Genomic DNA, 25,490 nt, shown 5'->3' with positions numbered 1-25,490 from the left:
CTTTATAATCCGCGCCAGGTAAACAACAACAAAACATCTTTTTCAGAGGTAATCATGGCTATTGAACGTACTTTTTCCATCATCAAACCAAACGCGGTGGCAAAAAACGTTATTGGGAGCATCTTTGCGCGCTTTGAAGCAGCAGGGTTCAAAATTGTCGGTACTAAAATGCTGCACCTGACCGTTGAGCAGGCGCGTGGCTTCTATGCTGAGCATGATGGTAAGCCGTTCTTTGACGGTCTGGTTGAATTCATGACCTCCGGTCCTATCGTTGTTTCTGTTCTGGAAAGCGAAAATGCCGTGCAGCGTCACCGTGATCTGCTGGGTGCAACCAACCCGGCGAATGCGCTGGCGGGTACTCTGCGTGCAGACTACGCTGATAGCTTCACCGAGAACGGTACTCACGGTTCCGACTCCGTTGAATCTGCCGCGCGTGAAATCGCCTATTTCTTCGGTGAAGGCGAGGTTTGCCCGCGCACGCGCTAATCTCCTGCGTCTTTCACATCGCATAGTTTTCTATGCTTTCGGGGAGGCTCGAACGTGCCGCTTTCCTGCGATGCGAAATCCTTTGGAGAGGAATTAGCGATTTACATATTATTTTCGCTAATGCTTCGTGCAAACGTGGCATCCCTGCGCCAGACTTTGTACAATGCAACGCCCCGGAAGAGCAGAACGCTTGCCGGGGCGTTTCTTTTTAACCCTCCACGGGCCACAACGTGTAACAACGAGGCCGGAAAAAATTATGTCTGAATTAGTTAACACCTCTGAAGTCGTCATTCCTGCGGTTCCAAATAAAAATGGAAAAATCAACCTGCTGGATCTGAACCGTCAGCAAATGCGCGAATTCTTCAAAGATATGGGTGAAAAACCGTTTCGTGCCGATCAGGTCATGAAGTGGATGTACCACTATTGCAGCGACAACTTTGATGACATGACTGACATCAATAAGGTGCTGCGTAACAAGCTGAAAGAAGTGGCTGAAATTCGCGCCCCGGAAGTGGTGGAAGAGCAGCGTTCTTCTGACGGTACGATCAAATGGGCCATCGCGGTTGGCGATCAGCGCGTAGAAACCGTGTATATCCCGGAAGACGATCGTGCGACCCTGTGTGTTTCCTCACAGGTCGGTTGTGCATTAGAGTGTAAATTCTGCTCTACGGCGCAACAGGGCTTTAACCGTAACCTGCGGGTGTCGGAAATCATTGGTCAGGTCTGGCGCGCGGCGAAAATCGTCGGCGCGGTGAAAGCAACGGGCGTGCGTCCTATCACCAACGTGGTGATGATGGGGATGGGCGAGCCGCTGCTCAACCTGACCAACGTGGTGCCAGCGATGGAAATCATGCTGGATGACTTCGGTTTTGGGCTGTCCAAGCGTCGCGTCACGCTCTCCACCTCAGGCGTTGTCCCTGCGCTGGATAAGCTGGGCGATATGATTGATGTCGCGCTGGCGATTTCTCTGCATGCGCCGAACGATGAAATTCGTGACGAAATTGTACCTATCAACAAAAAGTACAATATTGAAACATTCCTTGGCGCGGTTCGTCGTTATCTGGAGAAGTCCAACGCTAACCAGGGTCGTGTGACCATTGAGTATGTGATGTTAGATCACATCAATGATGGTACTGAACACGCGCATCAGTTGGCAGAGCTGCTGAAAGATACGCCGTGTAAGATTAACCTGATCCCGTGGAACCCGTTCCCAGGCGCGCCATATGGCCGTAGCTCCAACAGCCGTATCGATCGTTTCTCCAAAGTGTTGATGAGCTATGGTTTCACTACCATCGTGCGTAAAACACGTGGCGATGACATCGATGCAGCCTGCGGTCAGCTGGCGGGTGACGTTATCGACCGTACCAAGCGTACTCTGCGTAAGCGTATGCAGGGCGACGCTATCGATATCAAGACCGTTTGATGTTGAGTGCACTACGGTATAATTCATGTACCGTAGTGCAACGTAAGCCAAATGAGGTTTTTTGTTGTTGTCGTCAGGTCAATAATAACGGTGCGTTTTTGTCGACTTTAAGGCAGTATGTAACGGCGCAACAAGCCTTTAGCCCTCAGGTTTACGTTGTTTTGTCTTTGATAGTCTGACCGTTTTATACTGTCTGACGAAGGTTAACTGACCAGATGTTTCGCGGTGTGGGTGAGCATTGTGGCTCGCCGGCATCAGAACCCAAATTTACGCAGCTGTAGCGAATGAATACTGAAGCCACGCACGACAAAAATGAAGCACTATCCACCGGCGTTCGTCTGCGCAATGCCCGTGAACAACTCGGATTCAGCCAGCAGGCAGTCGCGGAGCGACTTTGCCTGAAGGTCTCCACGGTACGTGATATTGAAGAAGATAAGGCACCAGCCGATCTCGCTTCAACATTCCTGCGCGGGTATATCCGTTCTTATGCGCGTCTGGTGCATATTCCTGAAGAAGAACTGTTGCCAGGGCTGGAAAAACAGGCTCCGATTCGCCCAGCCAAAGTCGCACCGATGCAGAGCTTCTCGCTCGGTAAGCGTCGTAAAAAACGCGACGGCTGGTTAATGACCTTTACCTGGCTGGTGCTGTTTGTCGTTGTCGGACTGACGGGAGCCTGGTGGTGGCAGAACCATAAAGCGCAGCAGGAAGAGATTACCACCATGGCCGATCAATCCTCCGCTGAGCTGAATGCCGGTAAAGATGGTGCGCAGAACGTACCGTTAGATACCAGCGCCGCAGCGGGCCAGGATACTACCCCGGCTCCAGACGATGGCGCGGTGGCGGACGCAGCGCCTACGCCAGATGTTGCTGCAACCCCGGCACCTGCCGCTGATGCGCAGCAGAATGCCGTTGTGGCACCTTCTCAGGCTAACGTCGATACCGCAACTGCAGCGCCAGCTACCGCGGCACCGCTGCCGACTGACCAGGCGGGTGTAACTACCCCTGCGGCCGATCCTAACGCACTGGTAATGAACTTTACCGCCGATTGCTGGCTGGAAGTGACCGATGCGACCGGAAAAAAACTGTTCAGTGGTATGCAGCGTAAGGACGGCAATCTGAATCTGACGGGTCAGGCGCCGTACAAACTGAAAATTGGCGCTCCGGCGGCAGTGCAGATTCAGTTCCAGGGTAAACCTGTCGATCTGAGTCGTTTTATCAGAACTAACCAGGTTGCGCGTCTGACCGTTAATGCCGAACAATCACCGGCTCAGTAACAGACGGCAATGCGGGAGATTTTTTAATGCATAACCAGGCTCCAATTCAACGTAGAAAATCGACACGCATTTACGTTGGGAACGTGCCGATCGGCGATGGCGCGCCCATCGCCGTACAGTCTATGACCAATACGCGTACCACAGATGTGGAAGCGACGGTTAATCAGATCAAAGCGCTGGAACGCGTCGGCGCAGATATTGTTCGTGTCTCTGTACCGACAATGGATGCCGCAGAAGCGTTCAAGCTTATCAAACAGCAGGTTAATGTCCCGCTGGTTGCCGATATTCACTTCGACTATCGTATCGCGCTGAAGGTGGCGGAATACGGCGTCGATTGCCTACGTATCAACCCAGGCAATATCGGTAATGAAGAGCGTATCCGCATGGTAGTGGACTGCGCTCGTGATAAAAATATTCCTATCCGTATCGGCGTCAACGCCGGATCGCTGGAAAAAGATCTGCAGGAAAAATACGGTGAACCGACGCCGCAGGCGCTGCTGGAATCCGCTATGCGCCATGTGGATCACCTCGATCGTCTGAACTTCGATCAATTCAAAGTCAGCGTTAAAGCGTCTGACGTTTTCCTCGCTGTTGAATCCTATCGCCTGCTGGCGAAACAGATCGATCAACCGCTGCATTTGGGGATCACCGAAGCCGGTGGTGCACGCAGTGGGGCGGTAAAATCAGCGATCGGTTTAGGATTGCTGTTGTCCGAAGGGATCGGCGATACGCTGCGTGTCTCTCTGGCGGCGGATCCGGTGGAAGAGATCAAAGTTGGCTTCGATATCCTGAAATCGCTGCGCATTCGTGCCCGCGGGATCAACTTTATCGCCTGCCCAACCTGCTCGCGTCAGGAGTTCGACGTTATCGGTACGGTTAACGCGCTGGAACAACGTCTGGAAGATATCATTACGCCAATGGATGTTTCGATCATCGGCTGCGTGGTGAACGGTCCTGGCGAAGCGCTGGTTTCTACGCTGGGCGTGACGGGCGGTAACAAGAAAAGCGGTCTGTATGAAGACGGCGTGCGTAAGGATCGACTCGATAACGACGATATGATTACGCAGCTTGAAGCCCGCATTCGCGCTAAAGCGAGTATCCTGGACGAAGCGCGTCGTATTGACGTGCAGCAGCTTGAAAAATAACAACGTGATGGGAAGCGGCGTGCTTCCCGTGTATGATTGAACCCGCATGGCGCCCGCATTGTTCGGGTTAGCGCTGAGGGTTCATTTTTATATTCATAAAGAGAATAAACGTGGCAAAAAACATTCAAGCCATTCGCGGCATGAACGATTATCTGCCTGGCGAAACCGCCATCTGGCAGCGCATTGAAGGCACTCTCAAAAACGTGCTCGGCAGCTACGGTTACAGTGAAATCCGCTTGCCGATTGTAGAGCAGACCCCGTTATTCAAACGCGCGATCGGTGAAGTCACCGACGTGGTTGAAAAAGAGATGTATACCTTTGAGGACCGTAATGGCGACAGCCTGACGTTGCGTCCTGAAGGGACTGCGGGCTGCGTACGCGCCGGCATCGAACATGGTCTCCTGTACAATCAGGAACAGCGTCTGTGGTATATCGGGCCGATGTTCCGCCACGAACGTCCGCAAAAAGGGCGCTATCGTCAATTCCATCAGTTGGGTGTCGAAGTGTTTGGCCTGCAAGGCCCGGACATCGATGCTGAACTGATTATGCTGACCGCTCGCTGGTGGCGCGCGCTGGGTATTTCTCAGCATGTCAGCCTTGAGCTGAACTCAATTGGTTCGCTTGAAGCCCGCGCTAACTACCGTGATGCGCTGGTCGCCTACCTGGAACAGCACAAAGAGAAACTGGACGAAGACTGCAAGCGCCGTATGTACACTAACCCGCTGCGCGTTCTCGACTCCAAAAACCCGGAAGTACAGGCGCTGCTCAACGACGCACCTGCACTGGGCGACTATCTTGATGACGACTCTCGCGAGCACTTTGCGGGCCTGTGCAAACTGCTGGAGTCCGCAGGTATTGCCTATACCGTCAATCAGCGTCTGGTTCGTGGTCTTGATTATTACAACCGCACCGTATTTGAGTGGGTTACCAGCAGCCTGGGCTCTCAGGGTACCGTGTGTGCCGGTGGGCGTTACGACGGTCTGGTAGAGCAACTTGGCGGTCGCGCAACGCCGGCCGTGGGCTTTGCCATGGGTCTGGAACGACTTGTTTTGTTAGTTCAGGCAGTTAATCCGGAATTTAACGCAGATCCTGTTGTCGATATATACCTGGTCGCTTCGGGGGCGGATACGCAGTCGGTTGCAATGCGGCTTGCAGAACGTCTGCGCGATGAAGTTCCTGGTGTGAAACTGATGACAAACCACGGTGGCGGCAACTTTAAGAAACAGTTTGCCCGCGCCGACAAGTGGGGCGCCCGCGTTGCACTGGTACTGGGCGAGTCCGAAGTGGCTGACGGTACTGTTGTAGTGAAGGATTTGCGCTCTGGTGAGCAAACGGCAGTAGCGCAGGATAGCGTTGCCGCGCATTTGCGCACTCTACTGGGCTAAGGAGAAGGACAGCGTGGAAATTTACGAGAACGAAAACGACCAGATTGATGCAGTAAAACGCTTCTTTGCTGAAAACGGCAAAGCGCTGGCTGTTGGGGTCATTTTAGGGGTTGGCGCGCTGGTTGGCTGGCGTTACTGGACCAGCCATCAGACGGAGTCCGCACGCTCTGCTTCTCTGGCATATCAAAATACGGTGACTGCGGTTAGCGCGGGTAAACCGGATAGCCTTCCTGCTGCAGAGAAATTTGCCGCAGAAAACAAAAATACCTACGGCGCGTTAGCTTCACTGGAACTGGCGCAGCAGTTTGTTGACAAAAATGAACTTGAGAAAGCCGCAAGCCAGCTGCAACAAGGCTTAGCAGCGACCAGCGATGAGAATCTCAAAGCGGTGATTAACCTGCGTCTGGCTCGTGTTCAGGTTCAGCTTAAACAGGCTGATACCGCGCTGAAAACACTCGACACCATTAAAGGTGAAGGGTGGACGGCCATTGTTGCCGACCTGCGCGGTGAAGCATTGCTGAGCAAAGGCGATAAACAAGGTGCGCGTAGCGCATGGGAAGCGGGCGTGAAAAGCGATGCCTCTCCTGCTCTGAGCGAAATGATGCAGATGAAAATCAATAATTTGTCCATCTGAGAGGGACCCGATGCAATTGCGTAAATTACTTCTGCCAGGGCTGCTTTCCGTTACCCTATTGAGCGGCTGTTCACTGTTTAGTGGCGAAGAAGATGTCGTTAAGATGTCCCCATTACCGGTGGTTGAAAACCAGTTTACTCCGTCTACGGACTGGAGCACCTCTGTAGGTAACGGTATTGGTGATTTCTATTCCAATCTTCATCCTGCGCTGGCGGATAACGTTGTCTATGCAGCCGATCGCGCCGGCGTCGTTAAGGCGTTGAATGCGGACGACGGCAAAGAAGTATGGTCTGTTAATCTGGGTGAGAAAGACGGCTGGTTCTCCCGCGCATCTGCACAGCTTTCTGGCGGTGTAACCGTGTCCGGTGGCCATGTTTACATTGGCAGCGAAAAAGCGCAGGTTTATGCGCTGAACACCAGCGATGGTACCACCGCATGGCAGACGAAAGTTGCCGGTGAAGCGCTGTCTCGTCCTGTTGTGAGCGATGGCGTGGTATTAATCCACACCAGTAACGGTCAGTTGCAGGCCCTGAACGAAGCTGACGGCGCCATCAAATGGACCGTTAACCTCGACATGCCTTCACTGTCTCTGCGCGGCGAATCTGCCCCAGCGACAGCCTTTGGCGCAGCTATCGTTGGCGGTGATAACGGCCGCGTAAGCGCCGTGCTGATGCAGCAGGGCCAGATGATTTGGCAGCAGCGTATTTCTCAGGCGACAGGTCCAACGGAAATCGATCGTCTGAGCGACGTTGATACCACGCCGGTTATCGTCAATGGCGTTGTCTACGCGCTGGCTTATAATGGTAACCTGACGGCGCTGGATCTGCGCAGCGGTCAGATCATGTGGAAACGTGAACTGGGTTCAGTGAATGATTTCATCGTCGACGGTAACCGTATCTACCTGGTTGACCAGAACGACCGTGTACTGGCGCTGACCACCGACGGCGGTGTGACGCTGTGGACGCAAAGCGATCTGCTGCACCGTCTGTTGACGTCCCCGGTATTGTATAACGGCAATCTGGTCGTGGGTGATAGCGAAGGCTACCTGCACTGGATTAACGTTGACGATGGCCGCTTTGTCGCCCAGCAGAAAGTTGACAGCTCTGGTTTCCTGACCGAGCCGGTCTCTGCTGATGGTAAACTGCTGATCCAGGCGAAAGACGGTACGCTGTACTCTATTACGCGTTAATCGTCCCGGCCGCTCGCTTTGAAAAACGGCTCCTGGTGCAGGGGCCGTTTTACTGTTTTTAACAACGGCGCAAAAAATGTGCCGTTGTCTGATGATTTATTAAATGAGGCTTTAAACATGGTACCTGTGGTCGCGCTTGTCGGGCGCCCTAACGTTGGCAAATCCACGTTATTTAACCGTCTAACTCGCACCCGAGATGCGCTGGTTGCGGATTTCCCGGGTCTGACTCGTGACCGTAAGTACGGTCGTGCGGAAATTGAAGGCCGCGAGTTTATCTGTATTGATACCGGCGGTATTGATGGCACCGAAGACGGTGTAGAAACCCGCATGGCGGAACAGTCGCTGTTGGCGATCGAAGAAGCGGACGTTGTGCTGTTCATGGTAGATGCGCGTGCTGGCCTGATGCCTGCGGATGAAGCCATTGCGAAACATCTGCGTTCGCGCCAGAAACCGACGTTCCTGGTAGCCAACAAAACTGACGGACTCGATCCTGATCAGGCGGTCGTCGATTTCTACTCGCTGGGTCTGGGTGAAATTTATCCGATCGCGGCATCCCATGGTCGTGGCGTTCTCAGCCTGCTGGAGCATGTTCTGCTGCCGTGGATGGATGACGTTGCTCCTCAGGAAGAAGTGGATGAAGATGCAGAATATTGGGCGCAACTGGAAGCCGAAGAGAACGGCGAAGAAGAGCCTGAAGATGACTTCAACCCGCAGGACCTGCCGATCAAACTGGCGATTGTTGGTCGCCCGAACGTAGGTAAGTCCACGCTTACTAACCGTATTCTCGGCGAAGACCGCGTAGTGGTTTACGACATGCCGGGGACCACGCGTGACAGTATTTATATCCCGATGCAACGCGATGAGCGCGAATATGTGCTCATCGATACCGCGGGCGTGCGTAAGCGCGGCAAAATTACCGAAGCAGTAGAAAAATTCTCAGTTATCAAAACGCTGCAGGCGATTGAAGATGCCAACGTGGTGATGCTGGTGATTGACGCGCGCGAAGGTATTTCCGATCAGGACCTGTCGCTGCTGGGCTTTATCCTCAATAGTGGGCGTTCACTTGTTATTGTGGTCAACAAGTGGGATGGCCTGACGCAGGAAGTGAAAGAGCAGGTCAAAGAGACCTTGGACTTCCGTCTGGGCTTTATTGATTTTGCGCGTGTACACTTTATCTCTGCGCTGCACGGCAGCGGCGTGGGTAATCTGTTTGAATCGGTCCGCGAAGCGTATGACAGCTCCACCCGTCGCGTCAGCACCGCGATGCTGACGCGCATTATGACTATGGCGGCAGAAGATCATCAGCCGCCGCTGGTGCGTGGTCGTCGTGTGAAGCTGAAATATGCCCACGCCGGTGGTTATAACCCACCAATCGTGGTGATTCACGGCAACCAGGTCAAAGACCTGCCGGATTCCTACAAGCGTTATCTGATGAACTATTTCCGTAAGTCTTTGGATGTGATGGGGACGCCGATCCGCATTCAGTTCAAAGAAGGGGAAAACCCGTTTGCGAACAAGCGTAATACGCTGACGCCTACGCAGATGCGCAAACGTAAGCGTTTGATAAAACACATCAAAAAAAGCAAGTAACCGTTGCTGATGCTGATAAAAACCCGTGCTTGTCGCGGGTTTTTTTTCGACGTTCCATCGCCAGCCTCAGCCCGTGCGATGTCAATCACTATTCATTTTTTACCAAGTTTAAATCTAAGAAAGTAGACATTTGTCGAGTTTTCGTCTTAAAGTCCGAGGGCTGGTACTAGACAAAACTAGCCTTAGGTTATCAAATGGTTAAATAAATTTTCGCCGCATGTAAAAAATCGGTCAGATACGTAACTGGCTGGCGTACATCGCGGTGTTTACACACACGACGACATAACTTTCGGGAGAATTATGCAATCCTCTGTTAATCAAAAAGAAAGCCGAACTTTCTTCGGCCATCCTTATCCGCTCGGCTCGCTGTTCTTCACAGAGATGTGGGAGCGCTTCTCGTTTTATGGTATTCGCCCGTTACTGATCCTGTTTATGGCTGCTACCGTTTATGACGGCGGCATGGGGCTGGCACGTGAAAATGCCTCGGCGATTGTGGGTATCTTTGCCGGTACGATGTACCTCGCTGCGCTACCGGGTGGCTGGCTGGCGGATAACTGGCTCGGCCAACAGAAAGCGGTGTGGTACGGTTCCATCCTGATTGCCCTCGGCCATCTGTCAATTGCGCTCTCCGCCATTATGGGGAACAACCTGTTCTTTATTGGTCTGATGTTTATTGTGCTCGGCTCCGGTCTGTTTAAGACCTGTATTTCGGTCATGGTTGGCACGCTGTACAAAAAAGGCGATGCGCGTCGCGACGGCGGCTTCTCGCTGTTCTACATGGGCATCAACATGGGGTCGTTTATCGCGCCGCTGATTTCCGGCTGGCTGATTAAAACTCACGGCTGGCACTGGGGCTTTGGCATCGGTGGTATCGGGATGTTGGTGGCGTTGATCATTTTCCGTTTATTTGCCGTTCCATCAATGAAACGCTACGACAGCGAAGTGGGGCTCGACTCCACCTGGAATAGCCCGGTAGTGAAACGTAACGGCGTGGGCGCGTGGCTGTTGGCGCTGGCCGTCGGTGCGGCGGTTATTGTTACGCTGATAGCGCAGGGCGTGATTGTAATTAATCCGGTCGCGGTTGCCAGCATGCTGGTGTATGTGATTGCAGCCTCCGTTGCGCTCTACTTTATCTACCTGTTCATCTTTGCCGGTCTGAACCGTAAAGAGCGCGCCAGACTGCTGGTCTGCTTTATCCTGCTGGTTTCCGCCGCGTTCTTCTGGTCCGCGTTTGAGCAGAAGCCAACCTCGTTCAACCTGTTCGCCAACGACTACACTAACCGTATGATCGGTGATTTTGAAATCCCGGCGGTCTGGTTCCAGTCGATAAACGCGCTGTTTATTATCCTGCTGGCACCGGTATTCAGTTGGGCATGGCCGAAGCTGGCAAGCATGAATATTCGCCCGAGTAGCATCACCAAGTTTGTTATCGGTATCCTCTTTGCGGCGGCAGGCTTTGGTCTGATGATGCTGGCGGCGCAAAACGTTCTCAGTAACGGCGGGGCAGGCGTTTCTCCATTCTGGCTGGTGGGCAGTATACTGATGCTGACGCTTGGCGAGCTGTGCCTGAGTCCGATCGGTCTGGCGACAATGACGCTGCTGGCGCCGGAAAGAATGCGCGGGCAGATGATGGGCCTGTGGTTCTGCGCCAGTGCGCTGGGCAACCTGGCCGCAGGTTTGATTGGCGGTCATGTGAAGGCTGACCAACTGGATATGCTGCCGGATCTCTTCGCACGCTGCTCGATTGCGCTGCTGATCTGTGCTGCGGTACTGATCATCCTCATTGTTCCGATTCGTCGCATGCTGGAAAATACGCAAACTAAACCGGCAACTAGCGCCTGATAACACCTCGATTGTGCCGGGGCAGACGTTATGTCCCGGCTATTCAATTAACGAGGTAAGAGCATGCTGTTAGGATTTGTTGGGCTTGGTGCAGTCGTTGAAACGGCATACTTGCCCGCATTACGTAATATGTTCGGTGATACACTACGCTGTGTGGGATTTGATGTTCAACCCGCAAAGCAGCCCGCAGACGTGACGCGCTGTGCGTCGCTCGCTGAACTTCTTGCAATGCCGCTTGATACCATTTTTATTACCACCGCATCCCTGTATCACCTCGATGTGCTTGAACAGGCGCTGGCGGCTCCCATCGCTCGTATCGTGGTCGAAAAGCCTATTGTCGCCACGCTTTCCCAAATTGAAAAACTGAAAACGCTGCTGGCTCAACCGGATGCTGCCAACCGCGTGCTGGCACTCGACCATTGGATGGCACGCAATGGCGCAATGCAGCTGGCGTTGGGCAAACTCGGAGCGCAGTGGCAGGGCGATAATCCGCAACAGGCACTTGTCTCTCACTTTTCACACATTGTTAAAATCGACGGTTTTTTGCAGGAACCGAGCGGGTTTAACGCTGTTGGAGAACCCATTGCGCTTAACTTTGCCACCGGTGAGCCGGATACCCGTGAGCTTCGTCATCCGGACGGTGTGATTCTGGACATTGGCACACATGTACTGGCAATGCTGCGTGAAACAGTGCGTTACCTGGGCGGTAATGACAGTATGACCTTGCAGGTGAAGAGCGCTAAAGACCGTCTGGGACGTGATATTGTAGAGGGCGACCTGACCACAGCAGAAGGAGAAGCGCATCTGCAGGGACAGATTAGTGGCATTCCGCTGGATATCTGGCTGAATAAATACGCGGGGCCGGCTGGCGGACAAAAAGGCCTGCGCCTTTGTCTGCGCGATGGTCGTGTCATTAGCCATGATCGCCGTGGTGTCGAGGATGTGCTCGAATTGATTGACGGTGATGTTGTACAACGCTGGAGTCTGCCTGGTAGTGTATATGCCCATTGTCTGGCGGAGCATATTCTGGGCGCGCAAAGTCTGTTTGAACGCAGTCCACAGGAAGTGAGCCGCACGACGCAGCGCAGGCTGGAGGAAGTGGAGTGCCTGTTAACGTTACAGCAGCAGTTACGCGGGCGGCATTAAACGCATCGTGTTAAACTCAGCGCAGTAATGGATCCCTGTACTGGAGTCGCTATGTCTATTATTTGCCCGGATTGTCATGCAGAGCTGGAGCCGCAAAACGGTATGGCGCACTGTGATAACTGTAATAAAGATATTCAGTTAGAAGCGCACTGCCCGGAGTGCAATCAGCCACTGCAGGTGCTTAAAGCCTGTGGTGCGGTGGATTATTTCTGCCAGAACGGTCATGGCCTTATCTCGAAGAAACGCGTGGCGTTTGTGCCGCGTTAATCCTGTTTTTTCCTGCGTGTTTTCTTTGTTTTCGTGACAGCTCTCACTTCGCTTTCCACCCATCCGTCAGACAGGCGGGTGGTGAGCACATCACCTGCTGTAACCTGTTTAGTCTGTTTCAACACTTCACCCTCTTTTGCGGTCGTCACGCTATAACCGCGCGCCAGCGTAGCCAGCGGGCTGACTGCCTCAAGATGGGTAACCGCGTTGCCAAAACGTTCGCGTTGTTCGCTTAAACGCGCACGGATACTTTCCGCCAGGCGGTATTCCAGTTGCTGAATGCGTGTTTGCGCACGGTAAATACGCGGCTGCGGGTTTTGCTGATTCAGACGCTGCAGCATGCGCTGCTGACGTTGATTTGCCTGTTTAATCTTATTCTCAAGTGCGAAGTTCATTCTCTGACGCAGTCGTTCCAGCACGGTCTGTTGACGGGCCAGACGCAGTTGCGGATGCTGCTGTTGCAAGCGGTGATGAAGCTGGGTAAATCGACGAGTACGATTGGCGAGGTAGTAGTCCATCGCCATCTCCAGACGCTGCTGACCATGCTGTATTTGACGCAGCAGTTCAAGCTGATTACGGCTGACAATTTCTGCCGCCGCCGACGGCGTAGGTGCCCGTAAATCTGCAATAAAATCGGCAATAGTGACATCGGTTTCATGGCCGACGGCGCTGACGACTGGAATGCGGCTGGCAAAGATCGCCCGTGCTACACGTTCGTCGTTAAAGCTCCACAAATCTTCCAGCGAGCCGCCGCCGCGCCCGACGATCAGCACATCGCACTCGCCCCGCGCGTTCGCCAGTTCAATGGCCCGAACGATCTGCCCTGGCGCATCATCGCCCTGGACTGCGGTCGGGTAGATAATAACGGGCAGGGAAGGGTCGCGACGCTTCAGGACGTGGAGGATATCGTGCAGCGCGGCGCCGGTTTTAGAGGTGATTACCCCGACGCAGTGGGCCGGTGAGGGCAGCGTTTTTTTGAACTGCTGATCGAATAGCCCTTCAGCCTGCAGTTTGGCCTTGAGTTGCTCATATTTTTGCTGCAGCAAACCTTCGCCCGCTGGCTGCATGCTCTCAACAATTATCTGATAGTCGCCGCGCGGCTCGTACAATGTAATGTTGGCGCGTACCAGTACCTGCTGACCGTGCTGTGGTCGGAACGTTACCCGGCGATTGCTGTTGCGAAACATCGCGCAGCGTACCTGAGCGGTGTCATCTTTGAGCGTGAAATACCAGTGACCGGAGGACGGCTGCGTGAAATTCGAAATTTCACCGCTGATCCACACTTGTCCCATTTCCTGCTCAAGCAGCAAACGAACCGTCTGATTCAGGCGGCTTACGGTAAAAATTGAGGTGGTCTGAGAGGATAACATGTGAGCGGGATCAAATTCTAAATCAGCAAGTTATTCAGTCGAAAGTAACATGCTCACAGAGGAGCGCAAGGTTTTTTTGCAAAAAAGTGTGGATGCAATCGGTTACGCTCTGTATAATGCCGCGGCAATATTTAATAACCTCCCAGGTGAGATATTGCCCATGCTACGTATCGCAAAAGAAGCCCTGACGTTTGACGACGTCCTCCTCGTTCCCGCTCATTCTACCGTTCTGCCGAATACTGCTGATCTCAGCACCCAGTTGACGAAAACCATTCGCCTGAACATTCCTATGCTCTCCGCAGCAATGGACACCGTGACGGAAGCGCGCCTGGCAATTGCCCTGGCTCAGGAAGGCGGCATCGGTTTTATCCACAAAAACATGTCTATTGAGCGCCAGGCGGAAGAAGTTCGTCGCGTGAAGAAACATGAATCTGGCGTCGTGACCGACCCACAAACCGTACTGCCAACCACCACTCTGCGCGAAGTAAAAGAACTGACCGAGCGTAACGGTTTCGCAGGCTACCCGGTAGTGACTGAAGATAACGAACTGGTCGGCATCATCACCGGTCGTGACGTACGGTTTGTGACTGATCTGAATCAGCCGGTTAGCGTCTACATGACGCCGAAAGAGCGTCTGGTGACCGTTCGTGAAGGCGAAGCACGCGATGTTGTCTTTGCCAAAATGCACGAAAAACGCGTCGAGAAAGCGCTGGTTGTTGACGACAGCTTCCATCTGCTCGGCATGATCACCGTTAAAGATTTCCAGAAAGCGGAACGTAAACCTAACGCCTGTAAAGACGAGCATGGTCGTCTGCGCGTTGGGGCTGCTGTAGGCGCAGGTGCGGGTAACGAAGAGCGTGTTGACGCGCTGGTTGCCGCTGGCGTTGATGTTCTGCTGATTGACTCCTCTCACGGTCACTCAGAAGGCGTACTGCAGCGTATCCGTGAAACTCGTGCTAAATACCCGGATCTGCAGATCATCGGGGGGAACGTTGCGACTGGTGCAGGCGCTCGTGCGCTGGCGGAAGCCGGCTGCAGCGCTGTTAAAGTCGGTATCGGCCCAGGCTCCATCTGTACTACCCGTATCGTTACCGGCGTAGGTGTACCGCAGATCACCGCCGTTTCTGACGCCGTTGAAGCGCTGGAAGGCACTGGTATTCCGGTTATTGCCGATGGCGGTATTCGTTTTTCCGGCGACATCGCAAAAGCGATCGCTGCGGGTGCTTCTGCAGTGATGGTTGGCTCTATGCTGGCGGGGACTGAAGAATCTCCGGGCGAAATCGAACTGTATCAGGGTCGTTCTTACAAATCATACCGTGGTATGGGCTCTTTGGGCGCGATGTCCAAAGGTTCTTCCGACCGTTATTTCCAGAGCGATAACGCCGCTGACAAACTGGTCCCGGAAGGTATCGAAGGTCGCGTTGCCTATAAAGGTCGCCTGAAAGAGATCATTCACCAGCAGATGGGTGGCCTGCGCTCCTGTATGGGTCTGACCGGCTGTGGTACTATCGACGCGTTGCGAACAAAAGCAGAGTTTGTACGTATCAGCGGTGCGGGTATTCAGGAAAGTCACGTTCACGATGTGACCATCACCAAAGAGTCCCCTAACTACCGCATGGGCTCCTGATAAGTTTCCGCGCCCGGCTATATGCCGGGCGAATTTGTTTCACTTGCCTCGGAATTAGCGTCAATGACAGACAATATTCATAAACATCGCATTCTCATCCTTGATTTCGGATCTCAGTACACTCAGCTGGTTGCTCGTCGCGTACGTGAACTGGGCGTCTATTGTGAACTGTGGGCGTGGGATGTTACGGAAGCACAAATTCGCGAATTCAACCCAAGCGGTATCATTCTTTCCGGTGGTCCGGAAAGCACCACTGAAGAAAACAGCCCGCGTGCGCCGGAATACGTTTTCACTGCGGGCGTGCCTGTGTTCGGCGTGTGCTACGGCATGCAGACTATGGCAATGCAGCTCGGTGGTCATGTTGAAGGTTCTAACGAACGTGAATTCGGCTATGCGCAGGTTGAAGTTCAGACCGACAGCGCGCTGATCCGCGGTATTGAAGACTCTCTGACCGCAGACGGCAAACCACTGCTGGACGTGTGGATGAGCCACGGCGACAAAGTGACCGCTATTCCGGAAGGTTTCGTGACCGTTGCCAGCACCGACAACTGCCCGTTCGCCATCATGGCGCACGAGGAAAAACGTTTCTACGGCGTGCAGTTCCACCCGGAAGTTACCCACACTCGTCAGGGGATGCGCATGCTGGAGCGTTTTGTGCGCGACATCTGCCAGTGTGAAGCGCTGTGGACCCCGGCAAAAATTATCGATGACGCCGTTGCCCGCATTCGTGAGCAGGTTGGCACTGATAAAGTGATCCTCGGCCTCTCCGGCGGCGTTGACTCCTCCGTCACCGCGATGCTGCTGCACCGTGCGATTGGCAAAAACCTGACCTGTGTGTTCGTCGACAACGGTCTGCTGCGTCTCAACGAAGCTCAGCAGGTGATGGATATGTTCGGCGACCATTTCGGCCTGAACATCATTCATGTTGAAGGTGAAAAGCGTTTCCTGGACGCGCTGAAAGGCGAGAACGATCCGGAAGCTAAACGTAAAATCATCGGCCGTGTGTTCGTGGAAGTCTTCGACGAAGAAGCGCTGAAGCTGGAAGACGTTAAGTGGCTGGCGCAGGGAACCATCTATCCGGACGTGATCGAGTCCGCGGCTTCTGCCACTGGTAAAGCGCACGTCATCAAATCTCACCACAACGTGGGCGGTTTGCCGAAAGAGATGAAGATGGGGCTGGTTGAACCGCTGCGTGAGCTGTTCAAAGACGAAGTGCGTAAGATTGGTCTGGAACTGGGTCTGCCGTACGACATGCTGTACCGTCACCCATTCCCGGGTCCGGGTCTGGGCGTACGCGTGCTGGGCGAAGTGAAGAAAGAGTACTGCGACCTGCTGCGCCGTGCGGATGCTATCTTCATTGAGGAACTGCACAACGCTGACCTGTACAACAAAGTGAGTCAAGCGTTCACCGTGTTCCTGCCGGTACGTTCCGTTGGCGTCATGGGCGATGGCCGTAAGTACGACTGGGTTGTTTCCCTGCGTGCTGTTGAAACCATCGACTTTATGACCGCGCACTGGGCGCACCTGCCGTATGACTTCTTAGGCCGCGTCTCTAACCGCATTATCAACGAAGTTAACGGTATTTCCCGCGTGGTGTATGACATCAGCGGTAAGCCGCCAGCTACGATTGAGTGGGAATAATATTCCTCTCGTTTAGCGGTTTCTGAACCGGTGGTATGTAAAAGCCCTCTTTTTTGGACTGACCCCATAAAGTTGGACAGTTCATGTTAAGCGGCTTTCAGAGCCTGGGTTCGGTATTCTACCGGACTCAGGCCTTTTAATTTCAGGCTTATTCGTTCGTTGTTGTAGTAATGGATATAGCTCTCTATCGCCTTCCTTAGTTCGCTGACACTGCTGAACTGACTCAGATAAAAACATTCCGATTTCAGCGTCCCGAAGAAGTTCTCCATCACCGCATTGTCCAGACAGTTCCCTTTACGCGACATACTCTGCGTCATGCCCTTCGCCTTTAACCTGGCCTGATAACCTTCCATTCGATATTGCCAGCCCTGATCCGAGTGCAGCAGCGTGCTATCTTCCGGGCTGAGCTTCAGGAACGCATCGTGCAGCATCGTATTAACCATCTCCATCACCGGCCTTTCCGACAGGCTGTAGGAGATAATCTCCCGGTTAAACAGGTCAAGAACCGGTGACAGGTACAGCTTTTTACCCTGTACCGAGAACTCAGTAACATCTGTAACCCATTTTTCGTTGGCTTTTGACGCGCCGAAGTTCCGGTTCAGTATATTGGGCGCTGCCCTGCCAGTTTCGCCTTTCCAGGAACGATATTTCTTCACCCTTATCAGGGACCGGAGCGACAGCTCTGCCATCAGTCGTTGCACTGTTTTATGGTTCACCAGCAGCCCCTGTTTTTTCAGCGAGAGCGTGATCCTGCGGTAGCCATAACGTCCTTTGTGATAGTGGTAAATCTCTCTTATTTTATCTTTCAGTCCGGCATGCCTGTCCATGCGCTTTAGCGCGTTCATATTGTGATACCACGTGCTGCGGGACATACCCGCGGCACGCAGAAGATCACTGAGCGCATACTCCAGCCTTAGCTCACTGATTATTGCGGCTTTTTGCCGTTTTTCTCGCTTTGAACTAAGGCCTTCAGCTTTTTTAGGTAGGCATTCTCTGCACGCAGGTAACGGAGTTCAGCCCGTAGTTCTTCGGGCGATAACGTTTCCAGTGCAGCATCGGTAAGTGGAGATGATTTTTTAGGTTTTTTCATGTCCTTGCTCCGGCCCTGTTTTATCCTCAGAAGTCCTTTCTCACCAGCATCCTGGTAAACATTAACCCAGTGCCGGACAACGGTTTCGGTTGAGATATTAAACCGTGCGGCGGCCTCGCGCATGGAAAGTTCTTCAGCGAGTACAGTCCGGACTACAGCAATCCGAAACGACGGTGAATGGCGGTCATTTTTCCAGGTAATACCATCAATACCGTGAAGTTGCCAGGCTCTTACCCAGCGTCGCACCGATGTTCTTTCAACACCAAAACGTTCAGCGGTACGATGTGTGCCATCGAGTCCGGCAAGGTAATGATTAACTACAGCTAATCTGGTTTCGAGGGAATATTTTGGCTTTGCCATAAAAAACTGCACCTTAGTCAGTTGGGTGTCCAACTTTTGGGGTGCAGTCCATTTACAGAGGGCTTTTTATTGCGCGAATTTTTATCGATGCGACAGTCCTGCTCGATAGTAGGGTTAATCACACACTTAATGTCTGCGATCCATTCAACACCGCTTTTTATTTACGGAAATAATGAAAAATACTCAGGGTATTACCCTGTAGAATTTAATAATGGTAACAATTCAAATAAGCATTTAATTTCATGCTAAATATGAATGTTTTAGTCAGTGATATTTTCTGGAGATATTAATTAGCGTCTATTTGAGCGCAGTGTAACTTTTTTATATCCAGTACACTGGAACGTAAAAAATCAGCGCGAATGGCGCGGTGAAGTGGGATTAAAAGATGGTGTATTTGTGCGAAAAACACGGTTGATTATCCGATATATCAGCACATGTGGCGGGTAAGACTGCGTGAAGTTTCATCACTCAAATCCCTTACCGGATGGTTAAATGTCAGGCGATTAGCCATCCGGTAAGGAATCTTAATGCTGGAGTATCCTCGGCGCGAGCGATCAGCGTACGTCAGTGTGTGCAGGAGATGCCTGTTGCGGCTGGGTGATCTGCTGAGATTCTTTTTTGTTCTGGTGGTGGTGCCACGCACCTATGGCGGAGTAGACGAAGCGTCCGAAGAAGAAAAGAAAGCTGATAAGCAGTACGATCCGGATCATGCGACTGTTAAATCGGTGTCGTTTGCGTAGGCTGGTAACCTGGCTCACAAAAGGTTCCTTGTAGTGTACCCAACTGAGGGCGATAGTCACATTAAGGCATACTGTGAGGGAATGGTCAATTTTTCGTTATGTAAAATTGCTTCAGTTGTTTTATCTATTTATGTTATGGAAATTAATATTATTATTTGCATTAATAATGAGATAACGATAAAAAACCATGAAAAGAGTAATAATTGATTAATGAGGGACTTATTTATTGATGTGTATCAAGCATCACCCTTTGCTGACAACTAAAATTGATGAGTCATTTTAATGTATTTAACTTTATCGTTTTAACGTCAGGTGGGATGCCTGTCCGAATACCCCCTGCAGGATGTGCGGGATTCTACTGAGCATCTATGAAACTCAATAAAAATTATATTGGTATTAGAGATAGATGGTGGGCGTTACCTCTCATCTTGCCTTCCTTGCTGTTGCCTATATTGAGCACTGCTAACACCTATGCCCATATTAGTACCGGGAACGTAATTCTTTTCTACCTGCCTTTAGCGCTGATGATTAGCCTGATGTTGTTTTTTGGCTGGGCGGCATTACCAGGAATTATCATTTCCATCATCTGGTACAAATATCCGCAGGTTGGGTTATTTGAAATGCTCTCAATAATTTCGCACTTTATAGTTACGATAGTGCTTAGTTGGGGAGGGTATAAAGTTTTTGCTCCCCGGCGGAATAACGTTTCTTACGGTGACTCCCACCTGATGTTTCAGCACATGTTTTGGCAGGTTTTCTGCCCGGCAACGCTGTTTCTGCTATTCTTCCATTTCGCCGCGTTTGTGGGCGTCTATGAGAGCAAATCCGGCATGGTGGGCGTTATGCCCCTTAATACCGGCACGTTGATCAACTATCAGGCCATGCTGGCCGGGAATCTGGTTGGGGTTCCACTGTGCTACTTTATAATTCGCACGATTCGTAATCCTTTGTATATCAGAGGCTATTTATCTCAGTTAAAGCAGCAGTTTGATACCAAAGTTACCAAAACAGAGTTTGCGGTCTGGCTGATTATATTGACCATACTAATGACATTGTTGTGTATGCCGCTAGATGAGAAAAGCTCAATATTTAGCACGAATTATACCTTGTCACTGATGCTGCCCGTCATGCTATGGGGAGCTATGCGTTACGGTTATAAATTTATTTCGTTAATATGGATGCTCGTACTCATTACAGCAATTCATTATTATCAACGCTATATGCCCTGGTATTCGGGTTACGATGTGCAGCTTGCCATTACCTCATCGAGTTACCTGGTTTTCTCCTTCATCGTGAATTTTATTGCCGTACTGGCAACGCGCCAGAGAATTGTCGCCAGACATTCTCATCGTCTGGCCTTCTTTGACCCCATGGTGCATATTCCGAATTTGCGCGCTTTGAACCGGGATTTGAGAAAAGCGCCATGGTCAGTGCTTTGCTTTTTGAGTGTTCCGGGTATGGAACTGCTGGTGAAAAATTACGGCATTATGCTACGTATCCAGTACAAGCAAAAACTTGCCCAGTGGGTAAAGCCATTGCTGAAACAAGATGAGCATGTCTATCAGTTATCGGGTAATGATTTAGTTCTGCGTTTTAACACCGAGTCGCATCAGGAGCGTATTGAAGCGCTGGACAGGCATATCAAGCAGTTTCGTTTTATCTGGGATGGCATGCCTTTACAGCCGCAGGTGGGGATTAGTTTTTGCTATGTCCGTTCTCCTGTTAATCACATCTACTTGTTACTGGGTGAGTTAAGCACCATCGCCGAGCTTTCTCTGGCGACCAATGCGCCAGAGAATTTGCAGCGCCGAGGCGTGATGCACCTGCAACGTGACCTGAAAGATAAGGTTGCGATGATGAATCGTCTGCAACTGGCGCTGGAGCACAATCGCTTTTTCCTGATGGCGCAGCCGATTTCAGGCGTGCGCGGCGATATTTATCACGAAATTCTGCTGCGGCTAGAGGGGGATGATGGTAAAACCATCGGTCCTGATAGCTTCTTACCGGTAGCGCATGAGTTTGGATTGTCATCCAGCATCGATCTGTGGGTGATTGAAAATACGCTGAAGTTTATGGCGCAGAATCGGGAAAAAATGCCCGCTCGTCGGTTTGCTATTAACTTATCTCCCACGTCGGTATGCCGGGCCCGGCTTCCGCATGACATCAACCAGCTACTGATTAAGTACAAAGTTGAACCATGGCAGCTGATTTTTGAAGTAACGGAAAGCAATGCCTTAACCAATGCGGAACAGGCGCAGGCAACGTTACTGCAGCTGCAATCCTTGGGCTGTCAGATTGCGATTGATGATTTTGGTACCGGATATGCCAGCTATGCGCGGCTGAAGAATGTGAATGCCGATATCCTGAAAATTGATGGCAGCTTTATTCGCAACATCGTTTCGAATAGCCTCGACTATCAAATCGTGGCCTCTATTTGCCATCTGGCGCGGATGAAAAGAATGCTGGTGGTTGCGGAGTACGTCGAAAGCGAAGAAATACGCAGTGCGGTAATTTCGCTGGGGATTGATTACATGCAGGGGTATCTGATTGGTAAACCGCAGCCGTTGCATGAAATGCTGGAAGAGCAGGTGCCAGAAGAACTGGCACCTGCTGAGAGCTTATGCGGCGATATCGGGTGAACTCTCTTCTTCAATTTTGAGACGCCAGCCGGTAACGGCTTCCCAGTATTGCTGCTCTTTTTCCAGATCGAGCAGCACCAGCGCATTCTGGCTAAACCAGTCATGCGGAAAGCGTAAGGTCCAGTGGTTGTCGTCGGTAATTAGGGTCAGCGTCGGTGGCGTGGTGGTCGCCTGTCGCTGATTATTCAGCAGCACGCCCAGGCGCAACAGCTGAATTAACGGCAGAAACTGTTTTTTCTTGAACAGCGTAAAGCGCGGCAAATCATCCAGTTTCACCGCTTTGCGATGATATCGAACCAGGGTTGCCATCATCAGCTGTTGTTCCTGATTGAAACCCGGTAAATCGCTGTTTTGGAGGATATACGCCGAGTGGCGATGTAAACCGCTGTGGTTGATGTTCAGCCCAACCTCATGCAGCATCGCCGCCCAGCGCAGCAACGCTTCCAGTTGTGGATTGGCCAGCTTTGGCTGCTGCGTATGCCACTGATCGTACATTTGCATCGTCGTTTCCAGTACGCGCCGGGCCTGTTCGCTGTCGATATTGTACTGGTTCGCCAGGCTGCTCGCGGTACGACTGCGAACGTCCTGGTGGCGAAAACGACCTTCCATCTCATACAGCACGCCTTCGCGTAGTGCGCCATCAGAAAGGCGGAGTTCGCGGATAGCCAGTGCGTCAAAAACGCCGCACAGAATCGCGAGTCCCGGCACAAACACCGCTTTTCGTTCTTCAGACAGCCCCGGCAGGCTGAGCGCATCGAATGACGCATGCTTCAGCACTTCGGTTCGCAGTTTGTCCAGGCGTTCGGGGGTGATAAAACCATCTTTCTCACCCATCTCCAGCAGCACTTCGTGTGCCGCTTTAATCGTGCCCGATGCGCCCAGCGCAACGTTCCAGCCCTGAATGCGAAACTGCCAGGTTAAGGTTTCAAGCTTTTGCGCTGCCGCCATGCGCGCACGCTGGAAGTTTTCCCGACTAATAGCGCCGCCCGGGAAATACATCTGAGCAAAACTGACGCAGCCCATACGACGGCTTTCCACCAGTTTGGGCTCGAAATCTTCGCCGATTACCAGTTCTGTTGAACCACCGCCGATATCAATAACCAGCTTACGACCCTTTTCCGGCTGGGTGTGCTCCACGCCCATAAAAATCAGTCGGGCTTCTTCATTACCGGAAATAATCTCAATCGGGTAGGGGATAACTTTTTCTGCTCGCTTGAGAAAATCGGTCGCATTTAGCGCCTGACGCAAAGTATGGGTTCCCACGATGCATACGCTTGATGGGGGAAAGCCCTGCAGACGTTCGGCGAACAGCGACAGGCAGCTTAATCCGCGCTCCATTGCCTCTTCGCTCAGCTTGTTATCTTCGCCGAGGCCATCCGCCAGATGAACGCGCTGTTTCAGTCGCCCGATAATCTGCATTGCGCCATCAACCACGCGGGCAATGACCATATGGAAACTGTTTGAACCAAGGTCGACCGCAGCAAATTCCTGCGGTCGTGGAGTCTTGTCGTGTATTGGCATAGCGTTAGTCAGGTTGCTCGAGTGATTTGATGTAGTCGTATATCGCCAATTGTGACTGAACCTTACGGCGGTTTCCGCGCGGTACGTAGCGATTACTGAGTTCTTTATCGATGAAGCGAGCCTTCACCGTGTCGCTGAACAGGATATCGATAATATCCAGCACCCGTTGCTTAAGACGCGGGTCCAGCAGCGGTGTGGCGACTTCGATGCGATAGTCGATATTCCTGGTCATCCAGTCTGCGGAGGAGAGGTATACCTGCTTGTCGCCACCGTTTTCGAAGATATAAACCCGGTCGTGTTCAAGGTAGCGGTCAACTATGCTTATCACGCGAATATTGTCGCTAATGCCTTCCAGGTTCGGAATCAAAGAGCACATACCGCGAATCAATAAATTGACTGGCACGCCTGAGCTTGAGGCCGCATAGAGACGATCAACCAGGCCTTTATCGACCAGGTTATTCAGTTTTAGGGTGATACCGGAAGGCTGTCCTTGCTGCGCGTTGGCGATTTCTTTGTCAATCATCGCGTACAGCAAACGGCGCGAGTTCTGCGGAGAAACCAGCAGATAATCGAACATCACCGGACGATACGGGTTCTCGATGAAGTTGAACACCCGACGAACCTCGTTGGTAATGCGTGAGTCGGCGGTAAGTAACGAGTAGTCGGTATAGAGACGCGCCGTTTTTTCGTTGAAGTTCCCCGTCCCGATATGTGCATAGCGCACAACTTCATCACCTTCTTTACGCGAGATAAGGAACAATTTGGCGTGAATTTTCAGGCCCGGTGCGGAGAAGATAACGTGAACGCCTGCCTCGGTAAGACGCTTGGCCCAATGAATGTTGGCTTCTTCATCAAAGCGAGCCTGCAATTCTACCACCACGGTGACTTTCTTACCGTTGTGCGCAGCATGGATCATCGAATCAATGATGCGCGAGTCTTTGGCCACACGGTAGATGTTGATTTTAATCGCCAGCACGCTCGGATCGAAAGAGGCCTGGCGCAACAGTTCAAGAACGTGCTCAAAAGTGTGATAAGGATAATATAGCAGCACGTCGCGTTCGCGAACGGCGTCAAAGCCGTTACGAAACTTCTCGTTATCGAACCAGATATGGCGCAAACGCGGCAGCGGTTTGTTCACCAGGTTAGCTTTGCCAACGTTGGGGAAATTAATAAAGTCTTTGAAGTTATGGTAACGCCCGCCGGGAACAATCGAGTCGTAGCGAGAAATCGTCAGCTTTTCACGCAGTACCTCGACCAGCGCATTGGGCATGTCGCGCTGATAGACAAAACGTACAGGCTCTGCGGTCAGACGCTGTTTCAGGCTGGACGACATCAGCTCCATCAGGCTCGATTCCATCTCGTGCACCAAATCGTATTCGGCGTCGCGAGTCATTTTCATCGAATAGGCGTTCAGCGCATCGTAATCAAAGAACCCTTTGAAAATGTCGTCAAGGCAGTAGCGTAAGATGTTGTCCAGCAGGATCATCGGTTTGCGACGGCGCGGGGTTTCCGGCGGTAGATTCACAAAACGGGGAACCTTGTCGGAAGGGATTTCCAGCAGCGCGTAGCGGATCGTATCGCCGCGGATAATTTCCACCGCCAGATAGGTGTAGTCATCTTTCAGAAACTGAACTAAATCCGTCTCGCGGTTAATCAGGATCGGTGTAATGTGCTGGCGAAGATATTGCTTGAAGTAATGGCGTAACCAGCTCTGTTGATTGACCGACAACTGACGTTCATTGATAAGGAAAATCTGGTTGCGTGCCATCTCCAGCAGCAACTCGTTGTACAGGCCGTCAAATTCCTGATCGGCTTTTAATACGCGGGCCTGGATTTTACCTAACAGATGGCGGGAGTGAGAGTTTGAACCCTGTTCTTCGCTAATAATGATTCGGCGCTTCAGTTCGGCAAAACGAACCTTATAAAACTCGTCGAGATTATTGGAATAGATGCCTAAGAAACGCATCCGTTCGATCAACGGGTTTGACTTATCAGCAGCTTCCTGGAGTACACGTTCGTTGAACGCTAACCAACTGAGTTCTTTCTCGATGTATAGCTTTTCCTGACCCATTACCACTTTTACTCCGTTTCATTCACGGGACACTACCGATTTATTATGGC

The 25,490-nt window shown here is 51.9% G+C and carries 19 protein-coding genes; 14 read left to right on the top strand and 5 right to left on the bottom strand.

Features of this window, described 5'->3' with window-relative positions; translation table 11 throughout:
* Window positions 1-54 precede the first annotated feature (54 nt).
* The 11 genes from ndk (at window position 55) to WC7_RS08960 (ending at window position 12,381) form a co-directional block, all read left to right on the top strand.
* A complete protein-coding gene (gene ndk, locus WC7_RS08910; RefSeq protein ID WP_003037710.1) occupies window positions 55-486 on the top strand; it encodes a nucleoside-diphosphate kinase in 432 nt (143 codons plus the stop codon).
* A gap of 256 nt (window positions 487-742) precedes the next feature.
* Window positions 743-1,909 carry a dual-specificity RNA methyltransferase RlmN gene (locus tag WC7_RS08915; RefSeq protein ID WP_016154002.1) on the top strand — a complete coding sequence of 389 codons (1,167 nt, stop codon included), beginning with the start codon at window positions 743-745 and terminating at the stop codon, window positions 1,907-1,909.
* A gap of 284 nt (window positions 1,910-2,193) precedes the next feature.
* Window positions 2,194-3,183: a cytoskeleton protein RodZ gene (rodZ, locus tag WC7_RS08920; RefSeq protein WP_016154001.1), complete on the top strand. Its 990-nt coding sequence runs from the start codon at window positions 2,194-2,196 to the stop codon at window positions 3,181-3,183.
* Between the two features lie 26 nt (window positions 3,184-3,209).
* Complete coding sequence (gene ispG, locus WC7_RS08925; RefSeq protein ID WP_016154000.1) at window positions 3,210-4,328, top strand: flavodoxin-dependent (E)-4-hydroxy-3-methylbut-2-enyl-diphosphate synthase; 1,119 nt, start codon at window positions 3,210-3,212, stop codon at window positions 4,326-4,328.
* A 110-nt stretch (window positions 4,329-4,438) separates the two neighbouring features.
* The gene (hisS, locus tag WC7_RS08930) at window positions 4,439-5,713 is read left to right on the top strand and encodes a histidine--tRNA ligase (RefSeq protein ID WP_016153999.1); all 1,275 of its coding nucleotides are present in this window, start codon (window positions 4,439-4,441) and stop codon (window positions 5,711-5,713) included.
* Window positions 5,714-5,726: 13 nt separating this feature from the next.
* Complete coding sequence (locus WC7_RS08935) at window positions 5,727-6,347, top strand: YfgM family protein (RefSeq protein WP_016153998.1); 621 nt, start codon at window positions 5,727-5,729, stop codon at window positions 6,345-6,347.
* Between the two features lie 10 nt (window positions 6,348-6,357).
* Window positions 6,358-7,536, top strand: a complete 1,179-nt coding sequence (bamB, locus tag WC7_RS08940; protein WP_016153997.1) for an outer membrane protein assembly factor BamB — start codon at window positions 6,358-6,360, stop codon at window positions 7,534-7,536.
* 117 nt (window positions 7,537-7,653) lie between these two features.
* Window positions 7,654-9,126: a ribosome biogenesis GTPase Der gene (der, locus tag WC7_RS08945; protein WP_016153996.1), complete on the top strand. Its 1,473-nt coding sequence runs from the start codon at window positions 7,654-7,656 to the stop codon at window positions 9,124-9,126.
* 300 nt (window positions 9,127-9,426) lie between these two features.
* Window positions 9,427-10,968: a peptide MFS transporter gene (locus WC7_RS08950; RefSeq protein ID WP_016153995.1), complete on the top strand. Its 1,542-nt coding sequence runs from the start codon at window positions 9,427-9,429 to the stop codon at window positions 10,966-10,968.
* A 63-nt stretch (window positions 10,969-11,031) separates the two neighbouring features.
* Window positions 11,032-12,114, top strand: a complete 1,083-nt coding sequence (locus tag WC7_RS08955) for a Gfo/Idh/MocA family oxidoreductase (protein WP_016153994.1) — start codon at window positions 11,032-11,034, stop codon at window positions 12,112-12,114.
* A gap of 51 nt (window positions 12,115-12,165) precedes the next feature.
* Window positions 12,166-12,381 (top strand): zinc ribbon domain-containing protein, encoded by a 216-nt coding sequence (locus tag WC7_RS08960; RefSeq protein WP_016153993.1) that lies wholly within the window; start codon window positions 12,166-12,168, stop codon window positions 12,379-12,381.
* On the opposite strand, the gene xseA is transcribed toward WC7_RS08960, so the two are convergent.
* Complete coding sequence (gene xseA / locus WC7_RS08965) at window positions 12,378-13,751, bottom strand: exodeoxyribonuclease VII large subunit (RefSeq protein WP_016153992.1); 1,374 nt, start codon at window positions 13,749-13,751, stop codon at window positions 12,378-12,380. The two genes, WC7_RS08960 and xseA, sit on opposite strands and share 4 nt — an antisense overlap.
* 160 nt (window positions 13,752-13,911) lie before the next feature.
* Here xseA and guaB point away from each other — a divergent pair, with 160 nt between their 5' ends.
* Together guaB and guaA are read left to right on the top strand one after the other, a co-directional pair.
* Complete coding sequence (gene guaB, locus WC7_RS08970; RefSeq protein ID WP_019077375.1) at window positions 13,912-15,378, top strand: IMP dehydrogenase; 1,467 nt, start codon at window positions 13,912-13,914, stop codon at window positions 15,376-15,378.
* Between the two features lie 63 nt (window positions 15,379-15,441).
* Entirely contained in the window at window positions 15,442-17,019 is a 1,578-nt protein-coding gene (guaA, locus tag WC7_RS08975; RefSeq protein WP_016153990.1) for a glutamine-hydrolyzing GMP synthase, read from the top strand.
* 86 nt (window positions 17,020-17,105) lie between these two features.
* Here the strand turns inward: guaA and WC7_RS26760 are convergent.
* Window positions 17,106-18,469 (bottom strand): IS3 family transposase gene (locus WC7_RS26760; RefSeq protein ID WP_155849795.1). Its coding sequence is split into 2 segments (ribosomal slippage): window positions 17,106-17,992 and window positions 17,992-18,469, totalling 1,365 coding nucleotides; the frame shifts between segments, so codons are not numbered across the junction.
* 554 nt (window positions 18,470-19,023) lie between these two features.
* On the bottom strand, window positions 19,024-19,227 hold the full coding sequence (locus WC7_RS25760) for a YfgG family protein (protein WP_071601777.1): 204 nt from the start codon (window positions 19,225-19,227) through the stop codon (window positions 19,024-19,026).
* Window positions 19,228-19,577: 350 nt separating this feature from the next.
* On the opposite strand from WC7_RS25760, the gene WC7_RS08990 reads away from it, so the two are divergent.
* A complete protein-coding gene (locus WC7_RS08990; RefSeq protein ID WP_016153986.1) occupies window positions 19,578-21,848 on the top strand; it encodes a sensor domain-containing phosphodiesterase in 2,271 nt (756 codons plus the stop codon).
* On the opposite strand, the gene ppx is transcribed toward WC7_RS08990, so the two are convergent.
* Complete coding sequence (ppx, locus tag WC7_RS08995; protein WP_016153985.1) at window positions 21,828-23,369, bottom strand: exopolyphosphatase; 1,542 nt, start codon at window positions 23,367-23,369, stop codon at window positions 21,828-21,830. The genes WC7_RS08990 and ppx overlap by 21 nt on opposite strands.
* Before the next feature lie 4 nt (window positions 23,370-23,373).
* Window positions 23,374-25,440, bottom strand: a complete 2,067-nt coding sequence (gene ppk1 / locus WC7_RS09000; RefSeq protein ID WP_016153984.1) for a polyphosphate kinase 1 — start codon at window positions 25,438-25,440, stop codon at window positions 23,374-23,376.
* Between the last annotated feature and the right edge of the window lie 50 nt (window positions 25,441-25,490).

This window comes from Citrobacter sp. KTE151, assembly GCF_000398845.1.
Classification (GTDB): Bacteria; Pseudomonadota; Gammaproteobacteria; order Enterobacterales; family Enterobacteriaceae; genus Citrobacter; species Citrobacter braakii.
This window is presented reverse-complemented; position numbering and strand designations above follow the sequence as displayed.